Source organism: Oleiagrimonas soli, from assembly GCF_000761445.1.
In the GTDB taxonomy this organism is placed as follows: Bacteria; Pseudomonadota; Gammaproteobacteria; order Xanthomonadales; family Rhodanobacteraceae; genus Oleiagrimonas; species Oleiagrimonas soli.
This window is the reverse complement of the sequence record NZ_KN196470.1, coordinates 1,851,463-1,863,397: the sequence shown is the minus strand read 5'-3', so window position 1 is coordinate 1,863,397 and position 11,935 is coordinate 1,851,463. Positions and strand designations below refer to the sequence as shown.

The window sequence follows — 11,935 nt, the reverse complement described above, 5'->3', positions numbered from 1 at the left end:
CGACGAGGACTCCATCATGAATCAGCTTGCCCACGCCGAACCCGCCACGCCGCCACCGGAAGTCGCGTCCTCGCAGGAAGCGACGAGCGTGGTCGACTACTTTGCACGACACCTCGGCGAACACGCGCGACGTCTGCTGAACGCGATCGACGGCGGGCAGCCCACCGGACAGACGATGCGCGGCACGCCCACGCTGCGCGCCATCGAGGGTGCCCGGCGCAGCGACGATCCGACGCTGCCGATGGGGCCATGGGCGGTCGAACTGAAACAGGCCGACTGGCCGCGTGCGTCGCACCTGATCGTCGACGCGCTGTGCACGCGCAGCAAGGATCTGCGGCTGGCCGCGTGGCTGCTGGAAGCCGAGATGCATCAACGCGGTTTCACCGCGCTGGCGCCATGCTTCGCGTTGATGCACGCGATGTGCGAACGCTGGTGGGAAGGGCTGCATCCGCAGGCGCAGGACGGCGACCACGAACCCCGAGCCAACATCGTGCGCTGGGTGAACGACAAGCTGCTTTCGACCCTCTCGCTGATCCCGCTGGTGCAGTTCGACGAGCACGTGGCGAGCTGGTCGGCGTGGGAACTGGCGCACCACCACGAACGCATCCGCGCCGCCAACGGGGCCTTGCCCGAGGAGGCCGAGGAAGCCGCATCGCTGGAGCAACTGCAGGCGCTGATGGCGCACGTGCCGGTAGCGCTGCTGCGCACGCGGCATGCCGAGATCGCCCATGCGCGCGACGCCATCGCGACGCTGGAAGCGTGCCTGCGCGAACGCATGCAGGACGATGCGCCGACCCTGCACCGGATGGATACGCTGCTGGGACGCATGCAGTCGTTGCTGCAAAGCGAATTGAACCGACGCCACGAGCCGCTGCAAGCGCCGGCGACCAGCGAACGCCATGAGTCCGATGAGGATGGGGACGAGCATGTCGTCGCGCCGACCGAGTCGACCACGCCATCGCGGCGCAGCGTAACGAACGCAAGCCGCGAGCAGGCGTACCGGGAGCTGGCCGGCATCGCCGATTTCCTGATGCAGGTCGAGCCGCACAGTCCGGTGCCGTACCTGCTGTATCGCGCGATCGCCTGGGGACAGCTCGATGCCGCCAGCCTCTACCACGAGCTGTTCCTGAAGGCGGGCGGCCAGATCAGCATCTTCGAGCTGATGGGGTTGGCCGGTGACACAGACGATGAAGCAACAGGGGAGGGCGATTCGTGAGTGCGGCCTGCTCGATGCAGGATCAGCGCGCGCCCGTGGGCGACATGCCGTCACCCCATGCCGCGGTTCGCGACGTTCCGGACGAGTCGATCCGGCTCGCGGTTCCGGACAACAGCGAACAGCGCACGGCGCGCATGATCGCTTTGCGTGAATGTCTGCGCAGCACGCCCGATGCGCTGGTCGCCGAACGCTTCCGATCCACGCGGAGGCATCTCTTCCTGGATGCATTGGCGTGCGATGACTGGCCATGCGCTTTCCACGTTGGACTGGCCCTGCGCGCCCATGGCGAAAGCGACATGAGCGACGCCTGTCACATCGCGCTGGCAGCCTGGCGCATCGGCGAAACGGCGGCCGCCGCGGACATACTTCGCCAAGTGCTTCTGTGCGAGCCGCACCATCGCGAGGCCGTGTCGCTGTCCGCGGCACTGCATGCCTGGTACGCATCGTGCGACTTGTCCGGCGGCCTCATCGACGACGGCGAGCTGCGCCTGCAAGCGCTCGGGCATCATCATATCGACGATTTTCGCTGGCACTACGACGATCCGGCCATGATCGATCTGTGCTGCCTGCCCGACTTCGAGGATGACGCGGACTGGCACGCGTGGCTGGACGAGATTCACGAAGCCGGCGATCAGGCGCTGTTCGGCCTGTGGCACCGCTACTGGGGATTCGTCGGCTGCGTCAGCTTGATCATGCACGCCGGTCTGGGCCTGTACTACTACTGGATCGGCCGCGATTTCCGCGGACTCGGCTTCGGACCGCGGGCAGGGCGCCTGTTGCTCGAGCAGGCGCAGGCCGCCTGGGGCATGCGCGCGTGCTACGCCAAGGTCTATGCGCACAACGCGCCGTCGCTGCGCGGTCTGTCCAAGATCGGATTCCAGCCGACCGGCGTGCCGATCATGCGTCCCGGCCAGGCGCCGGAACATCTGCTGCGCTGGCCCGAGGCGTGCGGCGACGTCGGCGAGGAAGCCTGGTCATTCCTTAAGCATGTCGATCGCGCCACGCACGTGCTGAGCGTTCATGCGCGTTCCGATGTGTCGGCGCTGGTCGGAAGCATGGCCAGTATCCCCGCGACGCAGCTTGCGTCCGAATCCTTGCCAGGGAGCATCCTCTGATGTCTTCACCCAGTCGAAGCAGCTTTCCCACGCTTGGCGATCTTCGCCGCACAGCATCGAGCTTCTTTTCCGCGACAACCGGCCCGTCCCGGCGCATCCAGCGGCACTACGAGACGCTGTCGCCCAGTTATCTCTCGCAACCGATGACGCCGGACAACGTCGGCGACTTCGTGCGTCGCGAGAACCGCGCCGTGTTCCAGGGCACCACACCGCCGACACGACAAGATTATCTGGCGATGGCGGCGACACCGTTCCGCAGCACGTTCGCGCACTTCGCCGCGCAGCAGATGGTGGTCTCTCGCATGGGACATTTTCACGACAACGAATATTCACGCAGCGCGCTCGAAGGCGTGATTGGATGAATCCACGCGCGTCGCCTCGCGCGCGACGCCGCTCCGAGAGGTGCACGATGAACCCGAGAAAACGCCCCAAGTTGCGCTCCGACACCAGCGAGGAAAAGCGCAAGGAAACCATCGGCAACATGAAAGACGTCGAACACTTCGGATTCAGCACCACGCCGTACGTGAGCACGGCCATGAAAGCCGGCGGCAGCCTCGACGAGACCAGCCGGCGGACCATGTACGGCAAGATCAAGGCGACCAAGATTCAGGCCGGCAAGCTTTCCAAGGTGCTGCCCGGACCGCTGGCATCGCACATCAAAGAGCATCAGTCGTCGTTCGAACTCATTTTGCAGAAGGACCTTCGTGTCGGTCCACGCAAGGACGAGTCGTACATCGGCCATCAGATCACGTCCACCTACGTGAATCCGATGCACGGTTCCGAGGCGGAAAGCAAAACCATCAGCGAACCATTGAGTCCGCAACCGCACAGCGATGTCAAAGGCGGCTATCACCGTGCGCATGCCGCTCCTTTCAGTCTCGTCGGCGAGGAAAGCAACAGCGCGCATACGGTATGGGCGCCAAGCTGGGCCAACATCACCGTCGACGGATTCATCGAAAAGCGCGCTCTCAAGGCGGCGTCGAAGGGGCACGAGGTCTACCACTACCGCCTCGATACCGACACGCATTCCACGGTCGGCTTCGTGCAGCAGCGCAGCAGCAAAAGCAAGAAGCCTCAGTTCAAGAGCATCTCCGCGACCTACAAGAGTCGGGGCCTCTGAATGATCCGTCTCCCTGAAACCACGGCGCACGCGCCTGGACGAGCACGAGCTTCGAGCCGTCGGTTCTAGGCGTTCGCATGCATGCCCAAGAAGAACTCAACCCCGACGCCCAGCAGTTCCAAAAAGGCGAAAAAGGCGACAAGCAAATTCACCGCATCGGCAGGCAAGAGCCATGTGGGCATGCCGTTCAAGCAGAAGCTTGCGCAGAAGAAACAGACCATAAGCATGATGAAACAGGCGGTCAACGCGGTCGCCACGCAACATGGTCTGCCGAAGGTAACGACGGCGAAAATCAAGCGGAGCCTGAATTTTTCGCACAAGGCATTTCCGAAGGGCGGAAATGTCGAACACGGCACGGGACTGCGCTACCACCAATTTTCCAACCTGACGCTATCGAACGCGCAGCACGCGCAGTCCTACATCACGGACACCGGTCTGTCGCCGATGCAGACCACGCAGGATTGGGGAACGCCGCGCTCCAACCCGAGCCTGCCGCCGCCGACACAGATGCACCGCTCCCGGCGCGGCTCCATTGTCGGTCTCGCGCCGATGCCCGACGGCTCGGTCAAGGCCTGGCGATTGCATTCGCTGCCGACCAGCGAGGCCATCGGAGACAGCACGTCCACCGATTCGAGCAACTTCGCGAAAGCCTTCGACACGCACGCATCGCGCATGTCCAATCCAGCGACCAACAGCGTGGGCAAGAAGCAGCCGGTCAACTCCATTCTCTCGGACGTCGGCAAGGTGCGCTTCAATGCACAAAGTCAGAAATTCGACTTCACCGACGTCACGCATGCCATGGGTGTATCCGGCTCGGGCGTGGACACCAAGCACAGCACACCGTCGACACAGCTGTTCAAGCCGAGCATCGACGTCGCGAAGGCCTTGGGCAAGGCCGGTCGACCGGAGCAGACATACCACTCCGAACCGATGGCGATCACACTCCACAACGGTTCGCGATCGACCTCCATGGAACATGATTCCAATCTGGTGGGCACGTTCGCGAGTTTCCCCAACCAGGTGTGTCGCCAATGCGGCGACATGTTCCAGAAGAAAGTCGGTTCGCATGCGGCCATCACCGGCGTTCCTGGACGCCCGTTCGGTGGCCAGAAGCCAGGCGATATGTTCGACAAGGGCACGGGGTCGACCGTCACTCGTGCCGCGCCGATGACCGAGCTGGTGGGTAACAAGAAAAATCAGACCGAGGTCAAGAATATCTTCGACTACCACCATCAACTGAAGTGACATCCACCGTCATCGAACGCAAGGAGCCGCGCGATGCGTGTCGCGACGAAAAGCCGGGCCACGCAACGTTCGTCCGGAGGAATACGTATCCGATGTGGAGGGCGAGGGGACCCGCTGCGCCGTCCTTCGAGACGCGACAAGTTCCAGGCTGCGGCGCATCCGATGCAACTTCGTCGCGCGTCCCGCATCCGCGCATGGCGTTCTAAAACCATCCGATCGAGACTGCGGGCAAGGCCGTCATGGCCGCGAGTATGCACGCAGCCATCTGCAGATGGTGTACGCGTAGCCGAAATCCCCGTACATCGTGCGGGCCATTCCATCCAACCAACCTTCACGGACGAAACATGACCACATCCGACCACAGCGACGACCTTGTCGAGCGAATCTTCGCCTACGACGTACTCAAGGATCTCGACCGCGCGGCACTCCTGAAAGCGCGTGACGCGTCCCAGCCGATCGAGAAACTCAATGCGCCGCTGCTGGTGCAACGGAATGGCGTGGTTCAACAAGACAGCAGGATCACGCAGATTCCGAAGCAGGGCATCGTCATCGACACCCCAGGCAGCTATACCTTCGCCGGCGACCTGACGTGGACGCCCGAGCCTTCGGCTTGCGCGGCCATCACGATTGTCTGCAGCGACGTCATCCTCGACCTCGGCGGATTCAGTCTCACCGCGAACATCGAAGACAACCAGCACCAGATCGTCGGTATTTTGATCCATGGCGCGGAAGAACTCTCCGCAGTGACCGTTCGCAACGGCGTGCTCGCCGACATGTGCTTCTACGGCATCCATGCGCACGGCGTCGAGGGTCTGAGCATCGAGAACGTCACCATCGACGGACTGTCGTTCGCGAACCTCGACGTGCGCTTCATGACGCCGGCCGGCATCCACGTCAACACGGCACGCAATCTCAACATCGCCCATTGCACCGTGCAGAATCTCGACGTCACCGCCGACGGCAGCGCCGGCATCCAGGTGCTGAACACGCAGGGCGGCAACGTCCGCTCCTGCCTGCTCAGCCAGTTCGTCAATCACGACGGCGCAGTGCAGGGCTACAGCTACCTGAAGTCGGAGAACATCGCGACCACGAACTGCGTGTCGAGCCACTTCCAGTCGCACTTCAACGGCAACATCCTGACCATGGGCCACACCGTGCTCGGGTTCGTGCCGATCCTGTGCATGAACCTGATCTACGAAAACTGCAGCGCGGCGAACATGACCGGCTGCTGCGACGACTGTCACGGCATGTCGGTCTTCATCGATGCGCTGGTGGTCGTCAACAACTTCACCGCCAGCGGCATCACCGACGGCGTCGCGGCCTCGAACAGCGGCGCCAAGGCGACCGGTCTGGAGGTCTATGGCGCGGCGGTGTCGCTGAACAACTGCGCCGTGTCCAACATCACCGCGATCCGCCCGCAGGACAAGCAGGGCGCGGGCTTCAGCGCCTGGGGCTATGCGATCAAGTTCAACGGTTGCGTCGCCAGTCAGGTGATCGCCGTCGACGAACACGGCCAGACCAGTCACGCGCTCGGCTACGGCGTCGGATTCGGCTGGGCACCCGATCCGCGGCCGGTATTCCGCGACGTCGGTGCGGTGAAGGTCGAATACACCGACTGCATGGCCAGTGACTGCCAGGTCGGCTTCGACACCTGGTTCCACATCGATTCGACCTGGACCCGCACACGTTTCGCCAACTGCGAGATCGGCATGCTGGTCGAACCCGGCGGCAAGCGCACCTTGTCGGCCAATCCGTGCTCGGAATGCAATCCGCCGCTCAAGACCGTGCTGACCAACATCGCGCACGGCAATACGTACCCAGGATCGGGCAGCTAGCGCGGCGGGAATCGATTCATTGCAGCCGGTTCGATGGACAACCGATTACGCGCAGGTGGCGCCGGTGTAAAAGACGTCGATTCCACGGCTCGGGGCACGAACGTATCGCCAAGTTGGCGTGCGGTACATGAGGAAACAGAGGCGGTCCACTTTTCTATCGATACCCACGTTCATGGGGAAATATAAGCCGTCATCCATCTGGATTTTCTGGCGTGCCGTGACTGAAGCGAACGGGCCGTCTACTCGCTTGGTCACTCACGCCCAAGGTTTTAGTATGTCGGTCACGAACTTCTCTGAACGCGCGCAGGTTGCGCACCGTCTGGATCGTCACTGCGACATCTGACGACCGGTGCCGATCAGACGCCGGTTTCGGGGCTGATCGATTTCACTGGGGCACATATGAACAAGGTCTATCGATTGGTCTGGAACCGTGCGCTCGGTGCGGTACAGGTGGCTTCCGAGTGGGCCAAGTCGCCGTGCGACGGTGCCTCTTCGGTGAGCGGTGTGTCGAGCGCAGGGCCGGCGCGCAACCGACTGGCCCAGGCGTGCGTCGTGGCCCTGGCGCTGGCCGCGGGTATGGCGGCGTCTCCGCTGCATGCGGCCACCTTCACGGTCACCGAGGCAACCGATGACGGCACCGGCACCACAGCCGGTTCGCTGAGCTGGGCCATCGCCCAAGCCAATGCCAATCCCGGCAGCACGATTCAGGTGCAGCTGAGCAGCGGCAACACCATTACCCTGACCGGTGGTGCACTGAGCGTGACCGCGCCGGTCACCATCGATGATGCCAGCGACCTGATCCTGCAGGTGCCGCTGGGCGGCGACGGCGCGATCACCTGGGCCGGCAGCGGCACGCTGACGCTGGCCGGGAACCACACCAGCCTGACTGGCGGCATGACAGTGGGCGGCGGCAGCCTGCAACTGGGCGAGAGCACCGGCACCGCCACTATCAGCATGGCGCAAGCAGCGGCAGGCATGTACGGCGGTGGGGCCTTTGGCGCGGGTGCCGCTGGTGGCAACGGCACCACCGGTGTCTACGCCGCGTCGGGCAGCTCAGTCGGCATCGGCGCGGGCAGCGTCATCGGCGGCAGCATGGGTGGCACCGGTGGGGGTGGCATAACCGGTGGAGCAGAGAGTATCCCCGGTCGTGCCGGAGGCTCCGGTGGTTATGGCGGTGCAGCGGTCTACGGACAATCCTTCATGGTGTCCAATATCGGCAGCGTAACCGGTGGCAGTGGCGGTAGCGGTGGCTACGGTGGCTCAGGTGGCGAAGGCAATCAGGGATACACGGACGTCATCGGCACAGACGGCAAACCAGGCGGTACCGGCGGCGATGGCGGTATAGCTGGAGCGGGTGCCAGCGCGATCAGCGGCGCCTCATTCAGCGTGACCAACACAGGCACCATCACCGGCGGCGTCGGTGGTGTCGGTGGCAGCGGCGGTATAGGCGGCAGCGGTGGCACGGGCGGCAATGGTTCGACCTACGAACACTCGGGTGGCGCGGCTGGTAACGGTGGCGCAGGCGGGCGCGGTGGTCCGGGCGCTGTGGGAGGCGCAGGCGGTAGTGCGATCAGCGGCTCATCATTCACGCTGTCCAATAGCGGGAGCCTGCTTGGCGGTGCCGGCGGCCAGGGTGGCCAAGGTGGGAACGGTGGCGCCGGCGGCCGAGGCGGTAACGGTGGCTACAGTGGCTACAGTGGTGCGTATCGTCTTTACACCACCGGCGATGGCGGCAATGGGGGCAACGGTGGCGCGGGCGGTCGAGGAGGCATCGGTGGTGCCGGCTCTGCCGCGGTCAGCGGCGAGCATTTCACGCTGACCAATACCGGTTCCATATCGGGCGGTGACGGCGGTCTCGGTGGCGCGGGTGGTGGTGGCGGGCCGGGAGGCCAGGGGGGTAGCGCGGGCGGTGGCGCTGGCTCCGGCACTACCTCGGGCACCGATGGCGTCGCCGGTTCCAGCGGCGCAGAAGGCACGGCGGGCACGGGCGGCCTCGGTGGCGTCGGCGTAATCGCCACTGGCGGCGCCACCATCTACAACGGCGGTTCCATTGCTGGCGGCAGGGCAGACGGAGGCAGTGGCGCGCAGGCCGATGCGATCGACTTCTCCGGCGGCGGCAACACGCTGGTGATCGAGGCAGGCGCCAGCTTCATCGGTAACGTGGTCAGCACCAGCGGCAGCACCAACGGCGGTGACGTCCTGGCCCTGGGCGGGACTTCGAACAGCAGCTTCGATATCTCCAGCGTGGGCACCGGCCAGCCGTACCAGGGCTTCAATCTGCTCGAGAAAACCGGCACGGCCACCTGGACGGTCACCGGTTCCAACTCGAGCGGCCTGGGTTGGCACCTGAACGGCGGAACGCTGTCGATCTCCTCGGCCACAGGCACCGAACTGGGAAGTTATGCGGTGACCTTCAACGGCGGCGCACTGCTGACGACGGGCGCGGCGACGCTGAACCAGAACATCAGCCTCGTCGGCAACGGCAGCTTCGACAACGGCGGCTACAACGACACACTATCCGGTGTCATCAGCGGCAACGGTGGCATAGGCTTCGGTGGGGCAGGCACCACTACGTTGACGGGCAGCAACACCTACACCGGCAGTACCGACATCACCGGCGGCACGCTCAAGGGCGGCGTGGCCGATGCGTTCAGTGCCGCTTCTCACACCACGGTCAACACCGGCAGCGTGCTGGATCTGGGAGGCTTCGCACAGACCATCACCACGGTGAACCTGGCCGGCGGTACTGTGCAGAACGGCAGCCTTACCGGTGTCGTCGCCTCGACAGGCGGCACCATCGGCAATCTGTCAGGTAGTGCCAGCCTGATCGTGACGGGCGGCATCACCACACTGACCGGGACGAACACCTACGCCGGCGGCACCACGCTGAACGCAGGTACCCTTATCGTCAACACGAGCAGCCTTCCCGGCGACGTCACCGACCATGCGGCACTGGTGTTCAATCAGACGGCCAACGGCAACTTCGCTGGCGTGATCTCGGGCAGCGGTTCGGTGACCAAGACTGGTTCCGGCACGCTGATCCTTACCGGTGCCAACACCTACAGTGGCGGCACCATCATTAGCGACGGCATCCTCGAAGGCGACACGACCAGCTTGCAGGGCCGTATCGACGACAACGCGGCGCTGGTGTTCAATCAGAACGTTAACGACACGTTCGCCGACACGATCTCGGGCAGCGGCTCGGTGACCAAGACCGGCACCGGCACGCTGATCCTTGCCGGTGCCAACACCTACAGCGGCGGCACCACCATCAACGCCGGCACCTTGGAAGGCAGCACGACCAGCCTGCAGGGCCGCATCGACGACAACGCGGCGCTGGCGTTCAATCAGACCGCCAACGGCACGTTCGCCGGCACGATCTCGGGCAGCGGCTCGGTGACCAAGACCGGTTCCGGCGCGCTGATTCTTACCGGTGCCAATACCTACAGCGGTGGCACCACCATCAGCGACGGCACCTTGGAAGGCAGCGCGACCAGCCTGCAAGGCAGCATCATCGACAACGCTTCGCTGGTCTTCAACCAGACCAGCAATGGCAACTTCAGCGGTGCGATCTCCGGGAGCGGTTCGATGGTCAAGGCCGGCAGCGGCACGCTGGTCCTGTCCGGCGCCACTACTTACACAGGTGCCACCCGCCTGATAGGCGGCTCGCTCGTGGGTGCTGCAGATCATGTGTTCAGCGCCGCTTCCAGCACCACCGTCAACGCTGGCACTGTGCTGGATCTGGGCGGCTTCGCGCAGGCTATCAACACGTTGAACCTGGCTGGCGGTACCGTGCAAAACGGCAGTTTGAGCGGCGCCATGACCTCGACGGGCGGCACGATCGGCAACCTGTCGGGAAGCGCCAGCCTGACCGTGGTAGGCGGCACCACCACGCTGATCGGTACCAATGCCTACACCGGTGGCACCAGGCTTAGCGCCGGCACGCTGGTGGTCGGCGATGCCTCGCACACAACGGCTTCGGTGGCCGGTGACGTGACGGTCGGCGCGGGCGGTACATTGCGCGGCCACGGCACGGTGGAAGGCAATGTCGGCATCGACGGTGGCGTGATGATGCCAGGTGGCAGCATTGGTGTGTTCACCGTGGCCGGCAACTACGTGCAGAGCAGCGCGGGTACCTTGAATCTGGAAATCACGCCCGATACGACGGCCGGTATGGGGTATAGCCAGTTGCAGGTGGGCGGCTCGGCCAGCCTGGACGGTAACCTGGTGGTGACCCTGGACACCGGGATGTACTTGGCGAACACCAGCTACGACCTCGTGCATGCAGCGGGCGGGGTGAATGGCACGTTTGCCACCACCACGCTCACCCCGGCGCTGGCGACGTACCTGACCTCGACGGTGACCTATGGCGCGAACGACGTGCGGCTCACGCTTGCGCCGAATGAGCGCGCTTATCCAGATGATTTTCCGGACTACGCCAGCAACGTCAGCATCGGCGTGGAGCAGAGTTTCCAAGCAGTGTTGGGTCGCATGAACCCACAGGCGGAAGCCCGCAACGGTGCCTGGGGCCAGTACGTCGCCGGCTGGGGCGGTTTGAGTCAGGGTTCGCGTTACACACAGAACGGAGGCGCAGTCGGCGTGGGCAGATCGGTTAACGGCAAGCTGGTGCTGGGTTTGGCGATCGCCGGTGGCACGACCACGACGACCTTGTCGCCAATGCAGGTGCGTGCGAAGCCGCTAGGCGGATTTGTCTACGGAATCTGGCGCGAGGGTGGTTTGCGCTTGGCCGGCAGCGTTGGCTTCGGTCATCTGCAACAGCGCAGCAGGCGTCACCTGAACGGTATGGGTGTTCAAATAGCCTCCAGCACCGGTCGCTACGACGGTTTCGCACTGCGTGGCGACTACAGCGCCACGGTCGGAGCTATGCAGTTGTCGCCGTATATCGGGTTCGACTACGTGAAAGGCCAGTACGGTGCCTCGCAGGAGCATGGCCTGCCCCTGCTTGCACTGAACTACAGCAAGACTAGCCAGCACCTGTCGCACTACCAGGCAGGTCTGCGTGTGGGGACGTCGAGTACGACATGGAAGCCGTGGGTGCAGTTGGGTATGGAAGGCTGGGGTGGCGATCGGTCGGTGACGGTGACCGAGTCGTTGGGCGGCTACCAAAAGCAGGTAACCAGTAATGCACTGCCGCGGACCGCACTCAGTGGCGGCGTTGGTGTGGACTGGCATGATGGCCCTTGGGGCGCGACCCTGGCATGGCACAGTGCATGGGCCAGCAACTACCACGGCAACAGCGGCATGCTGCAAATCCTTTACCGCTGGTAAGCGCCCGAGATGCCGTGACGCGCGGTGTGCGTGCCACGGATCGCAACAGGTCGGCGTGGACAGGTTAGTGCTTATGCGACGCGATGGCGATTAGGACAGGTTCTCGCCGGGATCA

Annotated in this window: 8 protein-coding genes; 7 read left to right on the top strand and 1 reads right to left on the bottom strand. The window is 64.1% G+C overall.

All coding sequences use genetic code 11. The annotated features are described in order from the left end of the window. Positions 1 to 16: 16 nt before the first annotated feature. Positions 17 to 1,216 carry a type VI secretion system protein TssA gene (gene tssA, locus LF63_RS08100; protein WP_052394850.1) on the top strand — a complete coding sequence of 400 codons (1,200 nt, stop codon included), beginning with the start codon at positions 17 to 19 and terminating at the stop codon, positions 1,214 to 1,216. Positions 1,217 to 1,266: 50 nt separating this feature from the next. Here tssA and LF63_RS16045 read toward each other — a convergent pair whose 3' ends face one another. Beyond that, positions 1,267 to 1,500, bottom strand: coding sequence for a hypothetical protein (locus tag LF63_RS16045; protein WP_161782335.1), 234 nt, complete (start codon positions 1,498 to 1,500; stop codon positions 1,267 to 1,269). 12 nt (positions 1,501 to 1,512) lie between these two features. Between LF63_RS16045 and LF63_RS08095 the strand changes: the two genes are divergently transcribed. The 6 genes from LF63_RS08095 (at position 1,513) to LF63_RS16350 (ending at position 11,820) form a co-directional block, all read left to right on the top strand. Next, positions 1,513 to 2,331: a GNAT family N-acetyltransferase gene (locus LF63_RS08095; protein ID WP_161782334.1), complete on the top strand. Its 819-nt coding sequence runs from the start codon at positions 1,513 to 1,515 to the stop codon at positions 2,329 to 2,331. After that, positions 2,331 to 2,693 (top strand): hypothetical protein, encoded by a 363-nt coding sequence (locus LF63_RS15865; RefSeq protein ID WP_152569290.1) that lies wholly within the window; start codon positions 2,331 to 2,333, stop codon positions 2,691 to 2,693. The genes LF63_RS08095 and LF63_RS15865 overlap by 1 nt, the downstream gene beginning before the upstream one ends. Then, positions 2,690 to 3,451: a hypothetical protein gene (locus LF63_RS08085; protein WP_152569289.1), complete on the top strand. Its 762-nt coding sequence runs from the start codon at positions 2,690 to 2,692 to the stop codon at positions 3,449 to 3,451. Before LF63_RS15865 ends, LF63_RS08085 begins: the two co-directional genes overlap by 4 nt. An 81-nt stretch (positions 3,452 to 3,532) precedes the next feature. Beyond that, positions 3,533 to 4,696 (top strand): hypothetical protein, encoded by a 1,164-nt coding sequence (locus LF63_RS08080; protein WP_152569288.1) that lies wholly within the window; start codon positions 3,533 to 3,535, stop codon positions 4,694 to 4,696. 344 nt (positions 4,697 to 5,040) lie between these two features. Continuing rightward, entirely contained in the window at positions 5,041 to 6,531 is a 1,491-nt protein-coding gene (locus LF63_RS08075) for a right-handed parallel beta-helix repeat-containing protein (RefSeq protein WP_043100900.1), read from the top strand. Between the two features lie 399 nt (positions 6,532 to 6,930). Beyond that, the gene (locus LF63_RS16350) at positions 6,931 to 11,820 is read left to right on the top strand and encodes an autotransporter-associated beta strand repeat-containing protein (RefSeq protein ID WP_052394848.1); all 4,890 of its coding nucleotides are present in this window, start codon (positions 6,931 to 6,933) and stop codon (positions 11,818 to 11,820) included. The last annotated feature ends 115 nt before the right edge of the window (positions 11,821 to 11,935 follow it).